At 68.4% G+C, this 24,877-nt stretch carries 18 protein-coding genes; 9 read left to right on the plus strand and 9 right to left on the minus strand.

From position 1 onward, the window contains the following. Nucleotides 1–46 precede the first annotated feature (46 nt). On the plus strand, nucleotides 47–820 hold the full coding sequence (locus M5D76_RS04115) for a class I SAM-dependent methyltransferase (protein ID WP_248922113.1): 774 nt from the start codon (nucleotides 47–49) through the stop codon (nucleotides 818–820). Nucleotides 821–1,406: 586 nt separating this feature from the next. Here the strand turns inward: M5D76_RS04115 and M5D76_RS04120 are convergent. Further along, a complete protein-coding gene (locus tag M5D76_RS04120) occupies nucleotides 1,407–2,558 on the minus strand; it encodes an IS110 family RNA-guided transposase (protein WP_248922114.1) in 1,152 nt (383 codons plus the stop codon). Nucleotides 2,559–2,858: 300 nt separating this feature from the next. Here M5D76_RS04120 and M5D76_RS04125 point away from each other — a divergent pair, with 300 nt between their 5' ends. Then, nucleotides 2,859–3,701: an HAD family hydrolase gene (locus tag M5D76_RS04125; RefSeq protein ID WP_248922115.1), complete on the plus strand. Its 843-nt coding sequence runs from the start codon at nucleotides 2,859–2,861 to the stop codon at nucleotides 3,699–3,701. Between the two features lie 3 nt (nucleotides 3,702–3,704). Here M5D76_RS04125 and M5D76_RS04130 read toward each other — a convergent pair whose 3' ends face one another. After that, complete coding sequence (locus M5D76_RS04130) at nucleotides 3,705–5,648, minus strand: YgiQ family radical SAM protein (RefSeq protein ID WP_283102016.1); 1,944 nt, start codon at nucleotides 5,646–5,648, stop codon at nucleotides 3,705–3,707. Further along, the gene (locus M5D76_RS04135; protein ID WP_248922116.1) at nucleotides 5,645–7,576 is read right to left on the minus strand and encodes a fructose-1,6-bisphosphatase; all 1,932 of its coding nucleotides are present in this window, start codon (nucleotides 7,574–7,576) and stop codon (nucleotides 5,645–5,647) included. The genes M5D76_RS04130 and M5D76_RS04135 overlap by 4 nt, the downstream gene beginning before the upstream one ends. 203 nt (nucleotides 7,577–7,779) lie before the next feature. Here M5D76_RS04135 and M5D76_RS04140 point away from each other — a divergent pair, with 203 nt between their 5' ends. The 3 genes from M5D76_RS04140 (at nucleotide 7,780) to M5D76_RS04150 (ending at nucleotide 12,717) form a co-directional block, all read left to right on the plus strand. After that, nucleotides 7,780–11,124, plus strand: coding sequence for an EAL domain-containing protein (locus tag M5D76_RS04140; RefSeq protein WP_248922117.1), 3,345 nt, complete (start codon nucleotides 7,780–7,782; stop codon nucleotides 11,122–11,124). Nucleotides 11,125–11,383: 259 nt separating this feature from the next. Further along, on the plus strand, nucleotides 11,384–11,584 hold the full coding sequence (locus M5D76_RS04145) for a type II toxin-antitoxin system RelB/DinJ family antitoxin (protein WP_248922118.1): 201 nt from the start codon (nucleotides 11,384–11,386) through the stop codon (nucleotides 11,582–11,584). A gap of 137 nt (nucleotides 11,585–11,721) precedes the next feature. Further along, nucleotides 11,722–12,717: a DUF362 domain-containing protein gene (locus M5D76_RS04150; RefSeq protein WP_248922119.1), complete on the plus strand. Its 996-nt coding sequence runs from the start codon at nucleotides 11,722–11,724 to the stop codon at nucleotides 12,715–12,717. Nucleotides 12,718–12,805: 88 nt separating this feature from the next. Here M5D76_RS04150 and yihA read toward each other — a convergent pair whose 3' ends face one another. After that, nucleotides 12,806–13,393, minus strand: a complete 588-nt coding sequence (yihA, locus tag M5D76_RS04155; protein WP_248922120.1) for a ribosome biogenesis GTP-binding protein YihA/YsxC — start codon at nucleotides 13,391–13,393, stop codon at nucleotides 12,806–12,808. A 113-nt stretch (nucleotides 13,394–13,506) separates the two neighbouring features. Between yihA and M5D76_RS04160 the strand changes: the two genes are divergently transcribed. Continuing rightward, on the plus strand, nucleotides 13,507–14,805 hold the full coding sequence (locus M5D76_RS04160) for a glutamate-5-semialdehyde dehydrogenase (protein ID WP_248922121.1): 1,299 nt from the start codon (nucleotides 13,507–13,509) through the stop codon (nucleotides 14,803–14,805). 45 nt (nucleotides 14,806–14,850) lie between these two features. Here the strand turns inward: M5D76_RS04160 and M5D76_RS04165 are convergent, their stop codons facing one another. The 5 genes from M5D76_RS04165 to M5D76_RS04185 form a co-directional block, all read right to left on the minus strand. Beyond that, nucleotides 14,851–17,457, minus strand: a complete 2,607-nt coding sequence (locus tag M5D76_RS04165) for a DEAD/DEAH box helicase (RefSeq protein WP_248922122.1) — start codon at nucleotides 17,455–17,457, stop codon at nucleotides 14,851–14,853. Nucleotides 17,458–17,857: 400 nt separating this feature from the next. Further along, nucleotides 17,858–18,913, minus strand: a complete 1,056-nt coding sequence (locus M5D76_RS04170) for an NADH:flavin oxidoreductase (RefSeq protein ID WP_248922123.1) — start codon at nucleotides 18,911–18,913, stop codon at nucleotides 17,858–17,860. Then, on the minus strand, nucleotides 18,910–19,380 hold the full coding sequence (locus M5D76_RS04175) for a GNAT family N-acetyltransferase (RefSeq protein WP_248922124.1): 471 nt from the start codon (nucleotides 19,378–19,380) through the stop codon (nucleotides 18,910–18,912). The genes M5D76_RS04170 and M5D76_RS04175 overlap by 4 nt, the downstream gene beginning before the upstream one ends. 20 nt (nucleotides 19,381–19,400) lie before the next feature. Beyond that, nucleotides 19,401–20,609, minus strand: a complete 1,209-nt coding sequence (locus M5D76_RS04180) for an ATP-grasp domain-containing protein (protein WP_248922125.1) — start codon at nucleotides 20,607–20,609, stop codon at nucleotides 19,401–19,403. A 93-nt stretch (nucleotides 20,610–20,702) separates the two neighbouring features. Continuing rightward, nucleotides 20,703–22,205 (minus strand): alpha/beta hydrolase, encoded by a 1,503-nt coding sequence (locus M5D76_RS04185; RefSeq protein ID WP_248922126.1) that lies wholly within the window; start codon nucleotides 22,203–22,205, stop codon nucleotides 20,703–20,705. Nucleotides 22,206–22,465: 260 nt separating this feature from the next. Here M5D76_RS04185 and M5D76_RS04190 point away from each other — a divergent pair, with 260 nt between their 5' ends. The 3 genes from M5D76_RS04190 to M5D76_RS04200 are packed head-to-tail and all read left to right on the plus strand — an operon-like array spanning nucleotide 22,466 to nucleotide 24,856. Continuing rightward, nucleotides 22,466–23,743: an O-acetylhomoserine aminocarboxypropyltransferase/cysteine synthase family protein gene (locus M5D76_RS04190; protein ID WP_248922127.1), complete on the plus strand. Its 1,278-nt coding sequence runs from the start codon at nucleotides 22,466–22,468 to the stop codon at nucleotides 23,741–23,743. A 23-nt stretch (nucleotides 23,744–23,766) separates the two neighbouring features. Next, entirely contained in the window at nucleotides 23,767–24,495 is a 729-nt protein-coding gene (locus M5D76_RS04195) for a hypothetical protein (protein ID WP_248922128.1), read from the plus strand. Nucleotide 24,496: 1 nt separating this feature from the next. Continuing rightward, nucleotides 24,497–24,856: a GIY-YIG nuclease family protein gene (locus M5D76_RS04200; RefSeq protein WP_248922129.1), complete on the plus strand. Its 360-nt coding sequence runs from the start codon at nucleotides 24,497–24,499 to the stop codon at nucleotides 24,854–24,856. Nucleotides 24,857–24,877 lie beyond the last annotated feature (21 nt).

Genomic DNA, 24,877 nt, shown 5'->3' on the forward strand with positions numbered 1-24,877 from the left:
CGACAATTGCGCACGAAAACGGGTGCAGAAGGGGAGGCGCATCGACGTGGGCAGGGACATGGACGAGGCGCTCGTGCGCCGGATGGCAGAGCTCAACGAGGAGTTCTACCGCGAGAACGCGGCGTCGTTCTCTGGCACACGCCACGGTGCCTGGCCCGGCTGGGAGCGCTGCGTCGCGGGCGTTCGCGAGGGCGCGGGGAAGGTCCGCGTGCTGGACGTCGCGTCAGGAAACCTCAGGTTCTTCGACTACCTTGCGGGCGTCGTGGGCGCCGACCTGGACTACGTCGCGGTCGACAGCTGCGACGAGCTGACGGAGTCGGCGTCGCGGCAGGCGAGGGAGTGCGTCCGGTACCAGGGCCTCGACGTCGTGGAGGCTCTTCTCGGCGGCTCGCTCGAGCGCTCGATCGACTGCGACGGGCGCGACCTGTGCGTCTGCTTCGGGTTCCTCCACCACGTGCCGACCGAGCGGCTGCGCGTCGCCCTCATGAGGGACCTGCTTGCGAAGACGAGGCCGGGAGGCGTGTGCTGCGTCTCCCTCTGGCGCTTCATGGAGGAGCCGACGCTGGCCGAGCGTGCCCGCGAGACGACCGCGGACGCCGTGCGGGAGCTGGGGATCGAGCCCGGCCAACTGGGCGACGGCGACTGGCTGCTGGGCTGGCAGGGGAGGAGGGGCTCCTGGCGCTACTGCCACAGCTTCTCGGACGGGGACGTCGAGGGGCTCGTTGGGGGCGTCTCCGACCTGGCGCGGCTGCGCGACGACTTCTGCTCGGACGGAAGGTCCGGCGAGCTCAACCGATACCTCGTGCTCGAGCGACTCTGATCTGGCGTGAGCGCAGAATAGCCTCGAGGGCGCGAATGTTATGTAAAGTTCAGCGCAAATGGGCCTCGAGGGCGCGATTTTCCGGGGCCTTGCAGCGCAAAAGCTGGTTGAGGGCGCGACCCTCAGCGCAAACAGGCCTCGAGGGCGTGAGTTGAGTCGCGCCCTCGAGGCCCATTTGAGCTGCAGCTCGCGCCCTCGGGGGCACTTTCATATGTTCATCAGCGTGTCAAGCGCGCAAGGCTCACCGGTTCGGCGGCTCGGTGGCTAGCTAGGCCACCTTGCCGCCGAACGGCGAGAAAGATCATCCGCCACGCCGTCTGGCACCGCATCCCGGCCCGCGGGCGGACCGGGCCAACGTGCACAGTTTCACATCCGTGGATACGGCATGCCGCCCAGGGTGCGGCGACAGTCCGCCCACACAACGACGATCCGTAGGGAGGGTTGCTCTTGGCCCAAGGCCAGTCTGCGCACGTGCATACGGCGACCCGGGGACGCGGGCGCCGCGCACATAAAGTGGTCGCAGGTCTCCTCCCGGCGCCGGCCCAGCCGGCGCGGCGGTCAATCCGCTATCAGGGCCGGCCAGCCGCTACTCGAGCGACTCGGCCACGATCACGCCGATGTGCCAGACCCAGACGGCCAGCTCGGAGGCGAGCGCCACCTTGATCTTGTTGCCCGACTTGCCGCCGTCCTCGAGGGCCCTGTACCTCCTCATGAGCCTCGCGTTGGCCTTCGCGGCCTCCGCCCTCGTCCCGGGGACGGGCTCCTGCCCCTCCCTCGTCCTCTTGACGGCGGACTTGCGCCTCGGGAACGTGCCGAGGCCCTCGACGAGGCACTTCCGCAGGCAGCTCGGCCCGCTCTTGGTGATCGGGCCGCGGGAGCCCTTCTCGCCGCTCGAGTGCTCCTTGGGCGTCAGGCCCATCCAGCTCCGCACGCGGCGCCCGGAGCGGAAGCGCCTGAAGTCGCCGAGCTCGGCGGCGGCGAGCAGCGCGGTCTCGGGCCCGATGCTCGTGAGCTGGGAGATCGAGTCGACGTACGGCTTCCACCTGTCCTCCTGGCAGAGGGCGAGGACGAGGCGCCTGCGCTCGTCGACCTTCGCCCTCCAGTCCTCGACGTCCTGGCGGTAGAGCGAGAGCGTGAGCGCGTCGGCGCCGCCCAGCCCGGCCGTCTTCCCGTTGAGCCAGGTCACGTAGCGCTTCGTCCACGTCGACCTGAGGTTGCCCGCCTCGGTGCGGTCGTTCCAGACGATGTCCTTGCCCAGCAGGAAGGACGAGACCCTCTGCTTCGCGCGGGCGAGCTCGTCGGCGGAGAGGCGGTAGGCCCTGCAGAGGTCGCGCGCCTGCTCCTCCTCCCTGGAGGGGACGTAGCACCACGAGAAGTCGTGCGCGGGGGCGCTTATGAGCATGAGCAGGGCCCTGGCGTCGCCGGGGTCGGTCTTGCGCTGCGCCTGCTTCGTTGAGCGGGGGAGCGTGGCGACCGCGACGATGCCGCAGTCGCCGCCGAGGTCCCTGATCGACCTGCAGAGGGAGGACTTGGTGGGGCCGGACTCGTAGGCGTAGAGCACCCTGCCGGTCGTGTGGGCGCCGACCCACCCCATCACCTCGGCCGCCCCCGGGCAGCCGCGCAGCGTCGTGCTGGCGACCTCCCCCGTCGAGGTGTCGAGCGTGGCGATCGCGATCGAGCGGGCGTGTACGTCCATTGCGGCGAAGCTCTGGTAGTGGCGGGCGCTATACTCGTTCATCAGGGGCTCCTTTCCTTCGGACCGTCGCCGGCCCTTTTTTCCTGCAAACCGAGCGTAGTCCAGGAGGGGAGCCCCTTCGGCTCGCCCTGCTGCGAACGGCTCACAGGTTCGAAGCTGATGAACATACCGTCTGCGCTGGCCCCTCGCGCCCTCGAGGGTATTCTGCGCTGACCCCTCGCGCCCTCGAGGGCATTCTGCGCTGCAGGGCGTCTGGACATGTGGTGAGGTATGGGGGAGCGTGGTCGTCTGTGGTTTCGGCTCAACTATCATCGGGTCGTAAGCCACGTGCGAAGGGGAATCATGATCAAGCTCGTCCTGTCGGATATGGACAACACGCTCCTGCCGTTCGGATCTCACCAGGTCTCGGATCGCGCCCGCGCGGCCATCGCGGAGGTGCGTGCCGCCGGCATCCAGTTCGGACCCGCAACGGGGCGCGACTACGTCGAGCTCATGCGCTTCTTCGCCGGCGACGAGTCCTGCTTCTCGACGGGACTGCTTTCCAACGGAAAGAAGGTCGTGGTCGACGGCGACGTCAGGCGCCTCAGCCTCGTCGACAACGCCGCACTCCAGCGCTTTGCCGACCGCATCGCCGACCGCGATGACTGCTTCGTGACCGCCTACCCCTTCGAGACCACGCTCGAGAACCCGGTCTACTGCATCGGCGTCACGCAGGAGGTCGCCGAGGTCTGGGGCAGACGCTTCGCCTTCGAGCCGCGCATCGCCGACAGGGTGCCCGACGAGAAGCTCATCGGCGGCACCTTCGCGTGCTCGGGCACGCAGGCCGACCTCGACGAGCTCAAGGCCATCGGCACCGAGCTCTGCCCGGAGTTCGACTTCATCCAGCCGGTCCCCAACTGGGTCGACATCGTGCCCGCCGGCGTCAACAAGGGCTCCTCGCTCGGCGCCCTCCTCGACGAGCTCGGCATCTCCTCCGACGAGGTCGTCTTCTTCGGCGACGCCGAGAACGACCTGCAGATCATGGAGAAGGTCGAGAACTCCGTGGCCGTCGCCAACGCCACGCCCGCGGCAGCCGCGGCGGCCCGCTGGCACATCGGCTCGAGCGCCGACGACTCCGTGGCCGCGGCCCTCGAGGACATCGCCCGCTCCGCGCGCGAGGGGCGCCTGCCGAGCTTCATGCGCTAGGGGCTAGCCCCTCTTTCCGCCCTTGCCGCGCGGCCCCTTGCCCGCGGGTCTTCCGGAGGCCTGGCGCCTTCCGCCCTTGCCGTGGCCGTTGCCGCGGCCCTTGCCCGCACCCTTGCCGCGACCGCGACCGTGCTCGCCGCCGCCCGTGGCCTTCGGCCTGGTCGGCCTCACGAGGCACTTGGGGCCGTAGCCGATCAGGTCCTCGCGGTGCGCGCGCCTGAGCGCCTCGACCACCAGGTCGTAGTTCTTGGGGTTGCGGTACTGGATGAGCGCGCGCTGCATCGCCTTCTCGTGCGGGTTGGTGGGGCAGTAGACCTTCTTCATCGTGCGGGGGTCGACGCCCGTGTAGTAGATGACCGTCGAGACGGTCGACGGGGTCGGGTAGAAGTCCGACACCTGCTCCGGGTTGTAGCCGAGGTCGCGGCAGAACTCGGCGAGCTTGACGGCCTCGGCCATGGTGGAGCCGGGATGCGAGCTCATCAGGTAGGGCAGAACGTACTGCTCCTTGCCCGCCTCGCGGCTGAAGCGCTCGAACTCCTTGCAGAAGCCCTGGTAGGACTCGTTGCTCGGCTTGCCCATGACCGAGAGCACCGCGTCGGAGATGTGCTCGGGGGCCAGGCGCAGCTGGCCTGAGGTGTGGTGCTCGGCGATCTCCTTGATGAACGTGTGGTCAGGGTCGAGCATGGCGTAGTCGAAGCGGATGCCGCTGCGGATGAACACGCGCCTCACGCCCGGCACGGCGCGCAGCTCCCTCAGGAGCTGGACGAGGTCCTCGTGGGTCACGCGCAGGTTGGGGCAGGGCTTTGGCGAGAGGCAGCGGCGGTTCGTGCAGGCGCCGCGCTTGAGCTGCTTCTCGCAGGCCGGGATCCTGAAGTTGGCCGTGGGACCGCCGATGTCGCTGATGATCCCCTTGAACTCGGGGTCCTCGGTCATGAGGCGCGCCTCGGCCAGGATCGACTCGTGGCTCCTGCTCTGGATGATGCGCCCCTGGTGGAAGTTGAGCGCGCAGAAGCTGCACTGCCCCAGGCAGCCGCGGTTGTTGGCGATGGAGAACTTCACCTCGCGGATCGCGGGCACGCCGCCGGCCGCCTCGTACATGGGGTGGTAGGTGCGCTCGTAGGGCAGCTCGTAGGTGGCGTCCATCTCCTCGGTCGAAAGCGGCATGACCGGCGGGTTCTGCACCACATAGACGCCGTGGGGGTACTCCTCGACGAGGGTGTGCGCACTGAACGGGTCGAGGTTCTTCTCCTGCACGGCGAAGCTCCGCGCGTAGTTCAGCTTGTCGGCCTGCATCTCCTCCCAGGTGGGCAGCATCGTGGGCTCGTCGAGAAAATCGAGCGTCCGCGACTTCCAGACCGAGCCACGCACCCACGTCACCTGGTCGATGGGCAGGCCCGCGTCGAGCGCCTCGGCGACCTCGACGACCGAGTGCTCACCCATGCCGTACAGCAGGAGGTCGGCGCCGGAGTCCAGCAGCACCGATCGCTTCAGCGAGTTGCTCCAGTAGTCGTAGTGCGCCAGGCGCCTCAGCGACGCCTCGATGCCGCCCAGGATGATGGGCACATGCTTGAACCTGCGCCGGATCAGGTTGCCGTAGACCACGGTCGCGTGGTCGGGCCTGAGCCCCATCTCGCCGCCGGGCGAGTAGAAGTCGCGCTCGCGCCGCCGCTTGGCGACGGTGTAGTGGTTGACCATCGAGTCCATGTTGCCGGCCGACACCATGAACCCCAGGCGCGGTTCGCCGAGAAGAGCGATGCTCTCCTCGTCACGCCAGTCGGGCTGTGCGATGACGCCGACCTTGAAGCCGTGCGCCTCGAGGGTGCGCGTGATGATGGCCATGCCGAAGGAGGAGTGGTCGACGTAGGCGTCGCCGCACACGTAGACGAAGTCGCACTGGTCCCAGCCGCGCTCCTCCATGTCGGCCTTGCATACGGGCAGAAAGCTCATCGCGCGCTCCCGTCGCTCGTGACCTGCTCGGCGATGCGTCCCTGACGGTAGTCGCCTATGAGCCTGGTGAGGTCCTCGATCCGCTCCGAGATCGTGCCGCCGCGGTCCGTCTCGCTGACGAGCACCTGGTGGTCGTAGCGGCAGATGACGTCGGACTCGCTCATGATGTCGGCGTTGTCGTCGAGGGCCGCCTCGATGCCGCGGAAGGGGCGGTGCGCCTTGATGCGGATGTCGTGCGAGCCCGAGACGAGGGTGTAGCCGGCGATGCCGGTGGTCTCGTGGTAGGCCTCGCAGAAGCCGCCGTCGATGATGAGCTTGCGGCCGTTCGCGCGCACGGGCGTCTCGCCCTCGGCGACGCGCACGGGGGTGTGGCCGTTGATGATGCGGCACTGCGGGCCCGCGAGGCCGAACTCCGCGAGGATGCGCACGCAGGTGTCCTCGTCGTCGCTGAGCTCGTAGTAGGGGTCGCGCGGCTCCTTCCAGGCGGCCTGGTCGCTCACGAAGGCGCGCTCGAAGGTCTTCACGACGCGGCCCGACAGCGGCGAGTGCGCTCCGCACCAGAGGTAGTACATCCAGTCGAGTGCCGCCTGGTCGCCCTGGCCCCATGCCCTGCGGGCGATGTGGTCGCAGAAGTCGAGGTAGGCCCTGCCGGCCAGCGGCGTGCCCTCGCAGAGCACGCGGCAGAAGCTGCCGTCGGTCTGCATGGGGATGCAGCCGTGGAACAGGAGGTTCCCGTCGCGAACGAGGTAGAGCGAGCCGCGCTCGTAGAGGAAGCCGATGTGGCGGCGCAGGCGGCCGCTCTCGCGGAACGACTCGGCGAGCCCGTCGAGCACTTCCGCCTCCTCCTTCGAGAGCGCGTAGGGGTCGGCCGGGTCCAGGGTGGGGAAGTCGCGCGTGTTGAGCTCCCACTCCCTCTCGCCGATGCGCACGACGCCGCGCTCGAGGTCCATCTTGTCGAGCAGGAGCCTCCGGCTCGACATGTGCCAGTCGGGGTGGCGCCTGAACGTCTGCCCCTCGACCTTGAACAGGATCACGTCGATGGCCTTCTCGAAGGGGGAGATGGCCTCGTCGGCGGAGTAGGTCGCGTCGGCGAACAGCGCGAGGCGGCGCAGCGGGATGCCATAGGCGCTCTCGATGGCGTCGAGGGTGCCGTAGCGCACGCTCGTGCGGACGACCGAGCAGATGCAGGCCAGCGAGCCGCAGGCGGCGCCCATCCAGGCGATGTCGTGGTTGCCCCACTGGACGTCGACGGAGGGGTGGCGCGACAGGTCGTGCAGGACGCGGTCGGCATGCGGCCCGCGGTCGAAGATGTCGCCCACGACGTGCAGGCGGTCGACCGCGAGGCGCTTGATGAGGGTCGCGAGCGTCACGATGAAGTCGTCCGCGGCGCCCGTGGCCACGATCGACGCGAGGATCGACTGGTGGTACTCGTGGCGGACGCGCTCCTCGTCGCGCGTGGCGTGCATGAGCTCGTCGAGGATGTAGGCGAACTCGGGCTCCATGGACTTGCGCACCTTGGATCGGGTGTACTTGCCCGCGATCCAGCGCGCGAGCCTCACGAGGCGGTAGAGCGTAACGAGGTACCAGCCCTCCGTCGTAAGGCCGGCCGCCCGCACGCGCTCGAGCTTCTCGTGGGGGTAGTACACGAGGGTCCTCAGCTCCGCCTGGCCTAGCTCGTCGAGCTCGCCCGAGAAGAGCACGCGTATCTGCTCGCGGATGACGCCGGAGCAGTTGTTGAGTATGTGCAGAAAGGCCTCGTGCTCGCCGTGGATGTCGCTCACGAAGTGCTCGGTTCCACGGGGCAGCGAGAGGATCGTCTCGAGGTTGATGATCTCGCTCACCGCTGCCTTGCGGTTGGGGAAGTCGCGGGCGAGCAGCCTGCTGTACCTGAGGTCGAGGTCGCCTCGCTCTTCGCCGGTTGAGGTCATGCGCGTCTCCTTGTCGTCGTTTCCGCAACCATTGTATGCATCGTCACCCCTCGCCGCGAGGCCATCGCAAGGCCGTCGCGAAAGGCACCCTATCGGACGTGAGCGCGAGGTGCGGCCGCGCCGGGATGATCCGAGGTGCAAATGCGTATGCTAGTGGCTGTGAATCGGCACGTAGCCGCCGCATCCGTTCTGAGCGAGGGAGCATGAGCGACCGCCATGACGTAGATTCGCGCCGCCATGAGCTCCTTCTGCATGGGCTCGGCCGGCTCGAGGACGGCGTCGTCCTCTTCGCCCTACGCGACGGTGCCATCCTGTATGCGAACAAGGGGCTCGTCGAGCTCTTCGGCTGCGAGGACCACGACGAGTTCGAGCAGCTCACGGGCGGCGTCATCGACGGGCTGGGCGAGCCTGCCGAGATCGAGCATGCCGTCGGCCAGGCCCGCGCCCAGGTCGAGCACGGGCGCGACTCGTTCTCCGTCGACCTGCGCATTCGCACGTCGCAGGGCGACCAGCGAATGGTCGTCGTGAGGGGGCGCCTCGAGGCCGACGACGAGCTCGGCAGCTGCGTCGTCGCGCTCTTCTCGCGCTTTGACGCTGGCGTCGACCTGCGAGGCGTCGACGGCCTCACCGGGCTTCCGAGGACGCACGCGTTCCTCAGCCGCGTGAGCGACGCGTTCTCGTCCGCCCGCGAGGCCGGAGGGGTGCCCGGCGGGACGATCGTCTTCTTCAACATCGTCAACTTCAAGGCCTACAACGTCGCCTACGGGCTCGACGCTGGCGACGTCTTCCTCATCAAGGTCGCCAACCGCGTGCGCTACACCTTCCCCGGTGACGTCGTGGGCCGCATCTCCGACGACCACTTCGCGGTCTACACGACGAGGGACGACGTGGACGAGCGCGTTCGTCGCGTGATCTCGCTGCTTGCGATCGACCACCCCGAGCTCCAGATCGAGATGAAGGCCGGTCTCTACCGCTGCGACGGCGACGCGACCGCCGGCGTCTCCTGCGACCGGGCGCGCCTGGCCTGTGACAGCATCAAGAACGAGGTGGGCGTCGGCGTCGCCGTCTACGACCCCGCCCTGAGCGAGCGCGTGGGGCTCCGCCGCTTCGCGAGCTGCACCATCGACGAGGCCATCGAGCGCGGCCACATCAAGGTCTACTTCCAGCCGGTCATACGCTCGCTTTCGGGCAACCTCTGCGGCCTCGAGGCGCTCGCGCGCTGGGACGACCCCGAGAGGGGGCTCCTCTCGCCCGGCGTCTTCATCGAGGAGCTCGAGAGCAGCCGCCAGATCGACAAGCTCGACTGCCATGTCGTCCACGAGGTGTGCCGCGCTTACCGCCAGCGCGCAGACGCCGGCGAGGTGCAGGTGCCCGTCTCGCTCAACCTCTCCCGCCTCGACTTCGCCCTGCGCGACATGTTCGAGGTCGTTGAGGCCGAGGTCACGCGCTACGACGTCCCGCGTGACATGCTCCACATCGAGATCACCGAGAGCGTGCTCGTGAGCGACGGCATCCGCATGAGCGAGGTGATCCGGCGCTTCCGCGAGGCCGGCTTCCAGGTGTGGATGGACGACTTCGGCAGCGGCTACTCGTCGCTCAACGTCCTCAAGGACTACGAGTTCGACGAGCTCAAGATCGACATGGGCTTCCTCACGAGCTTCACCGAGCGCTCGCGCGACATCATCGCGTCGACGGTCGACATGGCCAAGACCATCGGCGTGCAGACGCTCGCCGAGGGCGTCGAGACGCAGGAGCAGTTCGAGTTCCTGCGCTCCATCGGCTGCGAGAAGGTCCAGGGCTACCTCTTCGGCGCGCCCCTTCCCTACGAGCGCACCATGGAGCACTGCCGCAGCCTCGGCCTCAAGGTCGAGACCGCGGCCTGGCGCAACTACTTCGACGAGATCGGCCGCGTCGACCTCATGACCGACAAGTCGATGTGCCTCATGGAGTTCGACGGGGAGGATTTCAGCATCCTCTTCTCCAACGAGGGCTACCGCAGAATCGTCTCGAGGCGCGAGACCGACAGCGTCTCCGACATCGAGGGTCACCTCAACGCCTCCACGTCCATCCTGCGCGAGAAGTTCATCGGCTTCGTCCAGACCCCCATCGCCACGGGCGAGGAGGAGGTCATCACCTACATCGAGCACGGCGACTACATCCGCTACACCTTCCGCCTCGTCGCGCAGAACGCCGGGCGTTACATGTTCTGCTGCTACGTCGCGAACATGTCGGCCGACACGTCGGTGCGCGCCCGCGAGAGCATGGACTTCGCCCTGCGTAGCCTCTACCTCCTCTACGACGCCGTCTACCTGATCTCGATCGCGACCAGGAACATCCAGGCGCTGCTCTCCGGTGCTGTGGCGTCGGGTCCCTCGCCGGACGAGCAGAGCCTCGCCGATGCCGCGAGGCGCTTCCTGGAGGAGGTGTTCCCCGAGGACCGGCAGCGCTTTGCCCAGTTCTCCGATCCCGACAGCGCCATGGAGCGCCTGAACGCCGCCCGCGACGGCAAGTGCATGGCCTACTTCCGCATCCGTGGCGCGCACGGCACCTACTCGTGGAAGCTCTTCACGCTCGCGCGCGCGCTCGACGAGGACGACATGCTGCTCCTCAGCATCCAGACGTCGGCCATCAACGACCGCGAGGCGTTCGAGTTCGTCGCCGCGAGCACGGGCCTCTCGGCGTCAGGAGAGTCCTCCATGGCCCCAGAGCTTCTCTGGGACAACCTTATGCTCGGGACGCACGTCAAGTACTTCTGGAAGGACAGAGAGCGTCGCTTCGTGGGCGCAAGCAGGTCGTTCCTCGAGTTCTATGGCTTCGCATCGCTTGACGAGATCGTGGGCAAGACCGACGAGGACATGGGCTGGCACGTCGACAACGAGCCGTTCCGCGATGACGAGCTTGCCGTGATCGAGGAGGGCAAGCGCTTCTTCGACGCCCCCGGCAAGTGCATCGTGCGCGGCGTGGTCCACAACATCGTCGCCAACAAGTTCCCCCTCTACCAGGACGGCAAGGTGGTGGGCCTCATCGGCTACTTCGTCGACGCCGACGCGATGCCCGTCAACCAGCCGCAGCTTGCCGACGTCGGCGTCGTCGACGTCGTCACGGGCGTGACGAGCGCGCGCGGGCTCTGGGAGACCATGCTCGCCTACACCGAGGACTACTTCGTGCACGGATCTCGCTTCGCGACGATCGTCATCGCGGCCGCCGAGTACCTGCGCCTGTGCGACGAGTACGGAGACGATGTCGGCAAGCGGTTCCTCAGGGAGGCCTCGGAGAGGCTCGCGGCGCTCGCGGGGGCCAGCGCGACCGTCGCGCGCCTGTACGGCTCTGCCTTCGTGATCCTCATGAAGTACGAGGCGATGGGGGAGGTCGAGCGCACGGCGCAGGCAGCGTGTGACGCCGTCTCCGACATACGCGAGGTCGCGGGCATCAGCTGCACCGTGCGTGCCCGCGCCGGCATTGCCTACGAGGACGAGGCGACGACCGTCGACGGCCTCGTCAACCTTGCCGTCGAGCGGGCTCAGCGCGGATCGACCTTAAAGCCGTGACGGATTCGGCCACGAACTGTGGATTCGGCCGCGACGCCCTGTCCCGGATGCTCCGGGGCGGGGCGCTCTTCTTGGTTGCGCCGTTGCGGCGACGCGCCCGCGGCGGATGGGCACGCCTGCCCGCCCGCGGCGGAATGTGTGCCGTTTGTGCCCCTCTGAAAGATCTCGGTTGCGTGGCTCTGGCGATGTGGTTAACTTGTCTGCGAGGGTATAACAAAAACATACCAAGTCATACCTCAAACGTAGCAATGGGGGACCCATGAAAGAGAAGATGACCCCTATCGTGGCCAAGGTGATGCCGTCCGAGAAGGACCGGTTCTTCGAGGCCACGGAACAAATCGGCACCACACCCTCCAATGCGATCCGCATGTTCATTGCGGCGTTCAACAGGACGGGGACCTTCCCGTTCGAGATCGTGGCGCCCGATCGGGTGGATTCAAAGGGCGCCGGCGCCGCCTAGGGACGTCAGCCAGGGACGTCGCCTGTGACGGCGCGAGCCGGGCACCTTTCGCCGAACGGCGGGGCCGCGAGCGTAGGTACAGGCTCTTCTCGGCAGGTAGACTGCAGTGTTGTGTGCAGTCATTCTGAGGAGGTCCCATGCAGGAGAATCCGCGTCCGGGTACCGGCGGCGAGCGCTTCGTGCGCTATGGCGAGCGCACCGGCAACGAGTCGATCGTCTACTTCACCCGCGACCTCTCGGCGGCGGGCCTTCGCAAGGCGTACGCCAAGGTGAACGGCACCATTGGGGGCCGCGTGGGCATCAAGCTGCACACGGGCGAGAAGAACGGCCCCAACATCATCCCGCGCGCGTGGGTGCGCGAGCTGGTGGAGCAGGACCTGCCGGGCGCGCACATCATCGAGACCAACACGTACTACGAGGGCGACCGCTACACCACCGAGCAGCACCGCGAGACGCTGGCGGTCAACGGCTGGGACTTCTGCCCCGTGGACATCATCGACGACAAGGGCACGACCGACCTGCCCGTCGAGGGCGGGAAGTGGTTCGACCACATGACGGTGGGCGAGGGCCTTCTGGACTACGACTCGATGGTCACGCTCACGCACTTCAAGGGTCACATGATGGGCGGCTTCGGCGGCTCGAACAAGAACATCGGCATCGGCTGCGCGGACGGGCGCATCGGCAAGAAGGCGATCCACTCGTACCCCGACGGAGGGCAGTGGAGCATCGCGACCGAGGAGCTCATGGAGCGCATCAGCGAGTCGACCAAGGCGACCATCGACCACTTCGGCAGGCGCGTCTGCTACGTCAACGTCATGCGCAACATGTCGGTCTCGTGCGACTGCGAGGGCACCTCGGCGGAGCCCGTCGTGACGCCCAACGTGGGCATCCTCGCGTCGATGGACATCGTGGCGATCGACCAGGCGTGCGTGGACATCGTCTACGCGATGCGCGAGGACGAGCACCACGACCTCGTGGAGCGCATCGAGACCCGCCACGGCCTGCGCCAGCTTACCTACATGCAGGAGCTCGGCATGGGCAACGTGCGCTACGTGCTGGTCGACCTCGACCACGGCGAGGCGCGCATGGACGTGGCCGACGCGGTGCGCGACCTGGAGCCCTTCTCGGGCTAGCCTCGCGCGGGCGAGAAGAGCCTGCGCCGTTGCTAGGGGCAGGCGCCGTGCCAGGGGCGTGCGGCCGTGCCAGGGGCGTGCGGCCGTGCTAGAGGCAGGCGTCCTCGATGGTGCGGCGCAGCTCGTCGATGCCGGTGCCCTTCTCGGACGAGGTGACGATCATCTGGTCCTTGGAGAGGCCGAACTGGCGGGAGAGGCTGGCGAGCTGCTGCATCTGCTTGTTGCGGCTCAGCTTGTCGGCCTTGGTGAGCGCCACCACGAAGGGCAGCTCCGCCTCGATGAGGAACGCGAGCATCTCCTGGTCGAGCTTCTGCGCGTCGTGGCGGATGTCGACGAGGGCGACCACGAGGTTGAAGCTGCGCTCCTGCTCGAAGTAGCCGCCGATGAGGTCGGCCCAGCGCTGCTTCTCGGAGCGGGAGACCTTGGCGAAGCCGTAGCCCGGCAGGTCGACGAAGCGAACGCCGTCGACGTCGAAGAAGTTGATGTTGGCGGTCTTTCCCGGCTGGCTCGAGACCTTGGCGAGCTGCTTGCGGCCGATGAGCTTGTTGAGCAGGGAGGACTTGCCCACGTTGGAGCGCCCGACGAAGGAGACCTCGGGGGTGGTGGGCTCGGGAAGCTGGGCCACGGTGCCATAGGACGCCTCGAAGCGCGCGGTCTCGTACTTGAGTCTGGCCATCTCTCCTCCAGGGACGTGGGTTTCCGCTTGATTGTACCCGAGGCCTCGCGCGCGCACGGGCGACCCGGACACGCTACACTAAGCACCCAAGACACGAGGAGATTGGTGGTCGCATGGACGTCAGGAACCAGATTCACGAGATGAAGCTCGCGGCGCCGACGATGGCGGCGTCTTCGATCGAGAGCCGCAACCGCGCGCTCGCGCTCGTCGCCGAGGCGCTCGAGGCCAAGCGCGACGCGATCTTCTCGGCGAACGAGAGGGACCTGGCGGCCGCCGCCGAGGCGGGCGTCGCGGCCACGGTCCAGAAGAGGCTTCGCTTCGACGAGGGCAAGCTCGCCGACTGCATCGAGGGGCTGCGCCAGCTGGCCGCCCTCGAGGATCCCGTGGGGCGCGTGCTTCTGGCCCGCGAGCTGGACGAGGGGCTCGTCCTGCGTCGCGTGACCTGCCCGATCGGCGTGATCGGCGTCATCTTCGAGGCGCGCCCCGACGCGCTCGTGCAGATCTCGTCGCTGTGCATCAAGAGCGGCAACTGCGCGGTGCTCAAGGGCGGGCGCGAGACGGCCAACACCAACCGCGTGCTGTTCGAGGCGATCCGCGCCGCCGCCGTCGAGGCGGGGCTGCCGGAGAGCGCCCTGCTCCAGGCCGAGCTGCACAGCGAGATCGACGAGCTGCTGGGCTGCGACGAGGACGTCGACCTGCTGATCCCGCGCGGCTCCAACGAGTTCGTGCGCTACATCATGGAGCACACGCGCATCCCGGTGATGGGTCACTCCTCCGGCGTCTGCCACGTGTACGTGGACGCGGACGCCGACCTGGACGAGGCCGTCTCGATCGTGGTCGACGCGAAGACCCAGTACCCGGCCGTCTGCAACGCGGCGGAGACGCTGCTCGTCGACCGCGCGGTGGCGGCTGAGTTTCTGCCGCGCGTGGCCGCAGCGCTGGGCGAGAAGGGAGCCCGCCTTCGCGGCACTGCCGAGGTGTGTGCTCTTCTCGGCGGCGTGGAGGGCATCGAGCCCGTGGAGGAGATGGCGGCCGACGAGTTCTCGACCGAGTACGGCGACTACGTCATGAGCTGCGCGGTTGTGGACGGCGTGCGCGAGGCCGTGGCGCACGTGAACCGCTACGGGTCGCACCACACCGACGCGATCGTCACCGAGAGCGACGAGGCGGCCGAGTACTTCATGCAGATGGTCGACTCGGCGGGGGTGTACCGCAACTGCTCGACGCGCTTCGCGGACGGCTTCCGCTACGGCTTCGGCGCCGAGGTGGGCATCAGCACCGGCAAGCTGCACGCGCGCGGCCCCGTGGGGCTCGAGGGCCTCGTGACGTACAAGTACCGCCTGGTGGGCGACGGTCACGTGGTGGCCGACTACGCCTCCGGCGCGCGCTCCTTCCACTACCGCGAGCTGTAGCGGCAAGGCGGGCGACGATCGTGACGAGCGGGGCGTCGAGGCGCCCTAGCGCTCGCTGTCGATGAGGTCCTCTATGAAGCCGACCTGGTAGCGCAAGAAGCAGACCTCGCCCTCCTCCTGGGTGCGGTCGAGGTCGACGTCTCCCGAGAGGCCGAAGTCGCGCTCGCCGTCCTCGTCGAGGAACATCTGGCGCACGTGCCACACGTGGCGGCCGTCGGAGTCGCCGCGCTCGTCGGACTCGTCGACCTGGAGCAGGTCGGCCGAGCGGGCGTCACCGTCGAGCAGGATCTCCTCGTGGACCTCGAAGTAGGCCTCGAGCATGTGCGACCAGCGCTGCGAGCGCCAGCCCCACTCGCCGTCGAGCTCGCCGAGGCGCTCCATGTCGCCCGTGGCCGCCGCGCGCACGCGCGAGAAGAGGGCGTTGCGCACGAGGAGCCTGAGGGCGCGCCTGTCGCGGACGACCTCGTCGACGCCCGGCGCGGCGCCTGCGTCGACCTCGGCGGACTCGGTGCCCTCCCACTCGTCGATGAGGCTCGAGTCGACCGTGCGCACGACGAGGCGCAGCCACGCGAGCACGTCGCGCAGGCGGTCGGTGAGCTTGTCCTCGGGCACGGTGCGCGAGAGCACGCGGTAGGCGTCCGAGAGGTAGCGCAGGAGCGTGCCCTCGGAGCGGGCGATGTTGCAGCGCTGCACGTAGCCCTTGAAGTCGGAGGCGGTCTCGACCATGTCGCGCAGGACCGACTTGGGCGAGGGCTCGAAGTCGCGCGCCCAGGGGACGTCCTCGCAGTAGCGCTCGAAGGCGGCCGCGATGAGCTCCTCGAGCGGCTTGGGGTAGGTGACGTCCTGGATCTGCTCGATGCGCTCCTCGTAGTCGACGCCGTCGGCCTTGAGCTCGGCCATGACGCGGTCGCGCTCCTGGCGCTGCAGCGCGCGCAGGATCTGCGGAGGGTCCTCGAGGGTGGCTTCGACGAGCGAGATGAGGTCGAGGTCGAAGGTCTCGCTCTCGGGGTCGAGGAGCTCGAGGGCCGCGAGCAGGAAGGGGGAGAGGGGCTGGTCGAGGGCGAAGTCCTCGGGGAGGTCGACGGTCAGCGAGTAGGCCGCCGAGCCGTCGGGAAGCTCTTCTCGGATGACGACGCCCGCGTCGATGAGCGTCGCGAAGATCTCGTTGGCGCGCTGGTGGAGGCGGGCCTTCTCCTCGTCCTCCTGCATGGAGTCGTCGATGAGGGTGCGCACGCGCTCGAAGGCGTCGCCGCCCTGCTCGACCTCGGCGAGGACCATCGAGTGGGAGACGCGCATGCGCGGGCGCAGCGGCTCGGCCTCGGCGGCGACGAGCTTGTCGAAGGTGGCCTCCTTCCAGCCGACGAAGCCCTTGGGCGGCTGCTTGGTCTTGACCTTGCGGGCCTTCTTGGGGTCGCCGCCGGCCTTGGCCAGCGCGCGGGCGTTCTCGATGTCGTACTCGGTGGCCTGGGCGATGACGACGCCTTCGGTGTCGAAGCCGGCGCGCCCCGCGCGACCCGCGATCTGGTGGAACTCGCGGGCGTTGAGGTGGCGCATGCGATGGCCGTCGAACTTGCTGAGGGCCGTGATGAGCACGGTGTGGATGGGCACGTTGATGCCGACGCCGAGCGTGTCGGTGCCGCAGATGACCGGCAGCAGCCCCTGCTGGGCGAGCCTCTCGACGAGGAGGCGGTAGCGCGGGAGCATGCCGGCGTGGTGGACGCCGACGCCGCAGGTGAGCAGGCGGCGCAGGGTCTTGCCGAAGGTCGTCGTGAAGCGCGTGCCCGCGATGGCCTCCTTGATCTGGGCGCGCTGCTCCTTGGTGGAGACGCCGAAGCTCGCGAGCGACGTGGCGCTCTTGACGGCGGCCTCCTGGGAGAAGTGGACGATGTAGAGGGGCGCCTCGCCGGCCTCGAGGGCGACCTTCACCGTGGCCTCGAGCGGAGTGTCGACAAAGCGGTAGGCCAGGGGCACGGGGCGCTCGGCGTTGGCAACGGTCTCGACCGGGCGGTCGCTCTTCTCGGCCAGCACGCCCGCGATGCGGGAGGTGTCACCGAGGGTGGCGCTCATGAGCAGGAACTGCGCGTGGGGGAGCGTGAGCAGGGGGACCTGCCAGGCCCAGCCGCGCTCGCGGTCGCCGAAGAAGTGGAACTCGTCCATGGCGACGCAGCCCACGTCGGCGTCGGCGCCGAAGCGCAGGGCGTCGTTGGCGAGGATCTCGGCGGTGCAGCAGATGATGGGCGCGCCGGCGTTGATGGTGACGTCGCCGGTGATCATGCCGACGTTGTCGCGGCCGAACAGGTCGACGAGGTCGAAGAACTTCTCGCTCACGAGCGCCTTGATGGGCGCCGTGTAGTACGCGCGGCGGTTGGTGCAGACGGCCATGAAGCACATGCCGAGCGCGACGAGCGACTTGCCCGAACCGGTGGGCGTGCCGAGGATGACGTGCGAGCCGGAGGCGAGGTCGAGCAGCGCCTCCTCCTGGTGGTCCCACAGCTCGATGCCGCGCGAGGACGCCCAACCGAGGAAGAGGTCGAGCGCCTCGTCGGCGGGGATGTTCGCGTAGGTGTCGTCGTCGGGCCAGGGGATGAGGGCGCCGAGCGTGGCGGGCTCGGTCGCGTCGGTCGTCTCTGCTGCCGTGGTGTCGTCTGCCATGTGTCTGCCTTCGATCAAGTTCATGCGATGTTTGATGCTACGCCATGCGGGGGCCGTGGGGAAGGTGCAGGCGCAAAGTTTGGGGCCGAGGGCTCGCCTCTAGTGCCATCTCCGCCGAGCCCGTGCAATTCCGCCCTTCCGTGGAAAGATTTGCCAATCGCGTTCGCAGTTTTGCCCCTCTGTGTACAACTTCGCGGGCTTCGAAATTGCGGTCGCGAAACCTAGATGCATACCTCTCACGTGCCAACAGGCGAGACGTCAGAGCCTATGCCATAAAATCGAGCAACTTGAAGCGAGGCCTCGCCTTGACCTTGCCACGGAGCGCACGTTTTGCAAAAGCGAATCCGAAATCTTGCCACGGAGGGGGTGAATTGCGCTCGCATCCGCCCGCGCACGGTCCTCACGGCCGCCCCTCGGAGGGCCTTTCATTCGCGCCGAGCCTGCGGATCAGGCGACGCCCCCAGTCGGGGTTGTTGAGGAACGGTCGCCCGATGCCCACGATGTCGCAGGCACCCTGCTCGAGCAGGCGCTCGGCGTCCTCGAGCTTGCGGATGCCGCCCGCGAGGATGACCGGGGCGTCGAGCCCCTCCTCGCGCAGCGCCGCGCGCACGACGGTCGAGGTGTCGGAGAACCATCCCGGCTCCAGCGTGTCGCGGCGCGAGTAGTAGCACATCCCGCCTGAGACCGAGATGAGGTCCGCCCCCGCTCGGACGGCCTCGACGGCGCAGGCCGCGCCCTCGTCGGCCGTCGTGCCGCCGTCCATGTAGTCGCAGGCGCCCAGGCGCACGGACAGAACCTGGCCCGATCCGAGCTCGGACCTCACGGCCTGAACGACCTCGAGGATGATGCGCGTGCGCCCCGCGAGGTCGCCGCCGTACTCGTCCTCGCGCCTGTTCGTGAGCGGCGAGAGGAACTCGTCGAGCAGGTAGCCGTGGGCTGCGTGCACCTCGACGCCGTCGAAGCCCGCGCGCCGCGCACGGGCTGCCGCCGCCGCGAAGGCCTCCGTGACCCGCTCGATGTCCGCGAGGCTCATCTCGCGCGGCACGGGGTGTCCGACCTTCGCGCCGGGGCAGGTGACCGCACTCGGCGCGATCGCCTGGACCCCGATGGCGTCACGGCTCGCCGCGGAGCCCGCGTGGCTTATCTGCATGATGACGGGGGTGTCGAACTCGTGCACGGCCGCGCACTCGCGCGCGAGCCCGTCGACGTCCTCGTCGCGCGACACGGAGGGCTGGCCCAGCTTCGCCTGGCCGTCCGCGCACACGAAGTGGTGCTCGCTCTCCACGAGGCCCAGCGTCGAGTGGCGCGCACGAGCGGCGTAGTGCTCTGCAAGCTCGGGCGTGACGGCGCCCTCGGGCGTCGCCTTCCCGGTCGCCATCGGCACCATCGCGATGCGGTTCCTGAGCGTGACCGACCCCGCCTCGACGGGGCTGCCCAGCAGCGGCAGGTCGCTCACAGGACCTCCTCCATGCCGATCTTGTACGGCCTCATGCCCAGGCTCTCGTAGAAGCGCATAGCTCCGGGGTTGCACGACCACACGTTGAGCGTGACGTTGTAAAACCCCTCCTCGCGTGCGAACGCGACCACGTGCTCGTAGAGCGCCCGCCCCACGCCGCTCCCGCGGGACGCCTCGTCCACGCAGATGTCGTCGACGTAGAGGGTGCGCACGTCCTGCAGGACGTTGTCGTTCGCGTGCCGCTGGAACACGCAGAAGGCGTAGCCCGCCACGACGCCGTCGCCGTCGCACGCGACGAACACCGGACGGGCGTCGTCGGCCAGTATCTCCTCGAGCTCGCGCTCGGTGTACTTCGTCGTCCCGTGCTTGAACAGGTCCGGACGGCCCGTCGCGTGCACCTCGAGCACCTGGGCGAGAAGAGCCTCGAGCCTCTCGATGTCAGCGGTCACTGCGCGCCTGATCTCCATGGCCACGTGTCTCCTTCCTGCTAGAGCGTCTCCTGAACGTAGCGGGCGAACTCCTGTGCCTGCCCCTCCGTCTCGAATCGGGCGATGTAGAGGTGGTCGCCCATCTCTCCGGCCAGCGCACCTGGCACCGGCTTGTCGATCAGGAGCGGCCCTCCAAAGGCCGCGCGAACCTCGTCGCGCGAGTGCGCGTAGGGACGCCCGTTGCGCCTGGACGCGTAGATGCACCAGTACGGGTCGCCCTCGTCTCGCCAAGAGCACCCATCTTCGCAGACCATTGCCGCCCAGATGTCGTAGACGTCGCAAGAGTGCGCAAAGTTCATCATGTCGGGCGTCAGTCCGCCGGGAGGCCTCACGTTCACCTCGAGGCCAACGTAGTCGCCGGCACGCCCGAGCCCCTCCATGTCATGGTCGAGCCTGAAGAACTCCAGGTGCACGAAACGGCTCCTGAGCGCGAACGACTCGATGCAGCGCCGTCCGACGCGTGCGAGGTTGGGGTCCACGGTCGGTGGGGTCATGTAGGTCAGATCGAGCCCGTCCGTCGCGACGTCGAGCATCGAGGGCGGGAACACGTCCATGTTCTCGAAGACCGGCTCGCCGTGCGAGTCCACGATCGCGTCGTAGGCGACGATCGTGCCCGACACGCATTCCTCGAGCAGGTAGTCAGACCCGTCCCACTCCCGCAGGAACGCTTCGAGGGCCTCGGCGTCGTCCAGCCGGCGCACGCCGAGCGACCCCACGCCGCGCTCCGGCTTCGCGATGATCGGCCAGCCCACGCCTGCGCGCGTCGGCGTCCCCTCGGCGAACGCCACCGCATCCTCGCGGCCGCGTAGCCTTGTCTGCCTTGCGCTCGGCACGCCCGCCCGCGCGTAGTAGACCTTCATGTCGGCCTTGCTGGTGAGCACCTGCGCCTCGAAGGCGTCGGGGCCGGTCCCGACGTTGAAGTCGCTGCGCAGCCGCGCGTCCAGCCCCAGCCAGTGCTCGTTGTTCGACTCGATCCAGTCGATCCGCCCGTACTTCCACATGAGGAAGGCGACGGCACGGCTCACCTCGTCGTAGTTCTCAAGCGACGACACCCAGTAGTACTCGGCGAGCGACGACTTGACCTCGTCCGCCAGCCGGTCGTACGGGGTATCGCCGATCCCGAGCACCGTGACGCCCCGCTTGGACAGGCGGTCGCAGAACTGCCAGTACGAGCTCGGGAACTGGGGTGATATGAAGACAAAGTTCAAGTGTGATCCCTCCGCGCGCCGCAGGACGCATACGAGAAAGGCCCGCCACGTAATTGAACTGCGCGGCGGGCCTTCGAGTTTTGCGAGAAGAGCTTACTTGTTCTTCTTGACGGAAACCTTGGTCGCGGGCTTGGCGGCCGGCTTGGCGGCAGTCGGCTTGGCAGCCGGCTTGGCCGCGGGCTTCACGGCCGGCTTTGCAGCGGGCTTCACGGCCGGCTTCGTGGCAGCCTTGGGGGCAGCGGCCTTGGCGGCGGGCTTAGCAGCGACCTTGGGAGCGGCCTTCACCGCGGGCTTCGCAGCAGCCTTGGGAGCGGCAGCCTTCACCGCGGGCTTGGCAGCGGCCTTAGGAGCGGCAGTCTTGGCAGCCGGCTTGGCAGCAGCCTTAGGAGCGGCAGCCTTCACCGCGGGCTTGGCAGCGGCCTTAGGAGCGGCAGCCTTGGCAGCCGGCTTGGCAGCAGCCTTGGGGGCGGCAGCCTTGGCAGCCGGCTTGGCAGCGGCCTTGGGAGCGGCGGCCTTGGCGACCGGCTTGGCAGCGGCCTTGGGAGCGGCCTTCACCGCGGGCTTCGCAGCAGCCTTGGGAGCAGCGGCCTTGGGGGCGGCCTTCACGGCCGGCTTCGCGGCAGCCTTGGGGGCAGCGGCCTTCACGGCGGGCTTGGCTGCGGCCTTGGGAGCGGCCTTCTTCGCGGCGGGCTTGGCGGCAGTCTTCGTGGCGGCCTTCTTGGCAGCAGGCTTCGCCGCAGCCTTCTTCGCCGCCGGCTTCTTGGCAGCTGCCTTCTTGGCGGCCGGCTTCTTCGCGGCAGCCTTCTTGGCAGCGGGCTTCTTGACGGTCTCGAACTTCTCGCCCGCGGTCGTCTTCTCGATGTCCTCGAGCACGAACGGGAGGAAGTAGCTCATCTGCTTGGTCCACCAGAACCAGTCGTGGCTGACGTCGCGGCCCCAGAAGTCGCACCAGTGGTCAACGCCGAGGCGGTTGAGCTGGTCGTTGATGAAGCGGACGTCGCCGATGCCGTCGTCCTCGCCCTGGCCGACGCAGAAGACGATCTGGCGCTTGTTGTAGATGTCGACGTAGGGGTGATCCTTCGCCATGTTGGGGAGGAACGCCGTGATGTCGTTGTTGTAGAGCGTGGAGCTCATCCAGTCGCCGTAGAAGTGGTTGGAGCGGTAGACGCCGGACAGCGAGATGCAGCCCTGGAACAGGTCCGGGCGCCTCATCGCGGCGAGCGCGGCGTGGACGGCGCCCATCGAGCAGCCCACGGCAAGCGGGCGGCGGCTGGTGCCGTTGAACTCGTGCACGCGCGGCACGAGCTCGTCGGTCACGAAGCGGAAGTAGTCCTCCTGGCGCTCGGCGCGGGCGTTCTTGTCGCCGTCGTAGAGCGACCAGCTCTGCTCGTCGATGTTGTCAACCGAGAAGAGCTGGATCTGGCCCGCATCGATGAACGGGGCCAGGGTCTCCACCATGCCCTTCTCCTCGAACTCGCCGCACTTGGCGTTCTGAGTCTGGAACGCGACGACGGGGTAGCCCTTCTCGCCGTAGACGATCATCGAGAGGTCTTGGCCCAGCGCCTTGCTCTTGCTTGTATACTGCTCACGCTTCACAATAATCAGTCTCCTCGGTCTCGACCGTTGCACTCTCAACCCATGGGTGCCGGAGTGTCCCATCAAGGTTAGAATTCTAGCAGTTGGGCCGCAGAACGGGGTGCAAAACGCGGCCATGTAAGTTGATTTGTTATCGACTCGTGCGTTGCCGTTTACTTACGAGTGACCTACTCGCGGCCCTCGCGCAACGCGGCGGACGCATCATGGGGGAGCGCTGCGGCGCAACGCGCATGTGCGCACCCCGAACTAAGGAGGAACGAATGAGCTCTATCGGAACCAAGTGCGTCCAGGCCGGCTACACCCCGGGCAACGGCGAGCCCCGCCAGATCCCCATCGTGCAGTCGACCACGTTCAAGTACGACACCTCCGAGCACATGGGCCAGCTCTTCGACCTCGAGGCGTCCGGCTACTTCTACACGCGCCTGCAGAACCCCACCAACGACGCCGTCGCCGCCAAGATCTGCGCCCTCGAGGGCGGCTCGGCGGCCATGCTCACGAGCTCCGGCCAGGCCGCAAACTTCTTCGCGGTCTTCAACATCGCCGAGTGCGGCGACCACGTGGTGGCCAGCCAGTCCATCTACGGCGGCACCTTCAACCTGCTCGCCCACACCCTGCACAAGATGGGCATCGAGCTCACCTTCGTCTCGCCCGACTGCACGCCCGAGGAGCTCGACGCGGCCTTCCGCCCCAACACCAAGTGCGTCTTCGGCGAGACGGTCGCCAACCCCGCGCTCACGGTGCTCGACATCGAGAAGTTCGCCGCCGCGGCCCACGCCCACGGCGTGCCCCTGATCGTCGACAACACCTTCCCCACGCCCGTCATGTGCCGCCCGATCGAGTGGGGCGCCGACATCGTGACCCACTCCACCACCAAGTACATGGACGGCCACGGCGCAGGCGTCGGCGGCGCGATCGTCGACTCCGGCAACTTCGACTGGATGGCCCACGCCGAGAAGTTCCCCGGCCTCTGCACCCCCGACGAGTCATACCACGGCATCGTCTACGCCGAGAAGTTCGGCAACGCCGGCGCCTTCATCACCAAGGCCACGAGCCAGCTCATGCGCGACTTCGGCTCCATCCAGAGCCCGCAGAACGCGTATCTGCTCAACCTCGGCCTCGAGAGCCTCCACGTCCGCATGCCGCGCCACTGCGCAAACGGCCAGGCCATGGCCGAGTTCCTCGCGGCGCACCCCAAGGTCGAGGCCGTCAACTACCCCGGCCTCCCGGGCGACGCCTACCACGAGCTCGCCGAGAAGTACCTGCCCAACGGCTCGTGCGGCGTCGTCTCCTTCGAGGTCGCCGGCGGTCGCGAGGCGGCCGAGCGCTTCATGGCGGCCCTCAGGCTCTGCGCCATCGAGACCCACGTGGCCGACGCGCGCACCTGCTGCCTGCACCCCGCCAGCTCGACGCACCGACAGATGACCGACGACGAGCTGCGCGCCGCGGGCATCGGCCCCGCCATGGTGCGCCTCTCCTGCGGCCTCGAGGACGCGGCCGACCTGATCGCCGACGTCGAGCAGGCGCTCGCGCGCGCCTAGCGCGGGCCCGCATGGAGGCAAGCGTGCAGCGCGACTCACTGGTATACGTCCCGGCGGCCGCCGCCTACGCCATCGTGTTCGCGGCGTCCGACGACGGCGTCTGCGAGGTCGGCCTCATCGACCCCGGCGCCGACGACTACTCGCTCAGCGTCCCGACCGCCTCGGTCGAGCCGATGGAGCCGGCCGGGCCCGAGAACATGGCCGACCTCGCCGCCCAGCTCGCGGTGCTCCACCTGCGCGTGAGCCGCGGGATCGACGTGGCCCGCTCGTTCGAGGCCTTCGTCGGCCGCGCCGAGTCGGGCTCGCTCGAGCTCTGGTTCTCGCGCGGCTCCTCCCGCGCGACGCTCCTTGCCGAGCTCGATCCCACTGCCGAGAAGAGCCTGCGCTCCGCCCTCGAGGGCCTCGACCTGGGGCCCTGGTCCTCCGGTGGCCCCGCGCGCACGCCCTCCCTCGACGACTGGGGCTGGTCCGTGCAGGCCGTCGGCGCCCGCCTTGGCACCCAGGGCTACGGCCGCGCCGCCGCGCCCGCGGGCCTCGAGGCGCTCGTCTCGACCCTCCGCTCGCTCGGCGCGCCCGTGTCGTGGGGGACCGACGGTCCCGTCGCCGACGCCGTGGCCGACCTGCCGCAGGACGCCCCCGCCGACTCCGCGGACGCCGATGCCGCCAACGCCGACGCCCCCGACGCCGCGAGCGCACCCGGCCTCGGCGCGATCTCGGCCGCCATCCGCGCTGCTCTCGATGACGAGGCCTAGCATGTGCGAGAGCACCTACTACGTCTACGTCCTGCGCTGCGACGACGACACCCTCTACTCGGGCATCACGACCGACGTCGCGCGCCGGATGGGCGAGCACCGCTCCGGCTCCGCCGCGGCCGCCCGCTACACACGCCGCCACGGCGCGGCCGAGCTCGTCGGCCTCTGGAGCTGCGAGGGCCGCTCGGCCGCGAGCAAGCTCGAGTGGCGCCTCCATCACATGTCGCGCGCCCAGAAGCTCGCTCTTCTCGACCGCCCCGAGGACGCGGGAGAGGGCTTCGAGGTCGTAGGCGCCGCACGCCGAGAAGAGCTGTGGCTCCAGTCGGAGCCCGCCGGGGACGCGCGTCGCGCCTCCCGATAGGCAGATAAATTTTGTCCGGTC

The organism is Olsenella intestinalis, from assembly GCF_023276655.1.
In the GTDB taxonomy this organism is placed as follows: Bacteria; Actinomycetota; Coriobacteriia; order Coriobacteriales; family Atopobiaceae; genus Olsenella_J; species Olsenella_J intestinalis.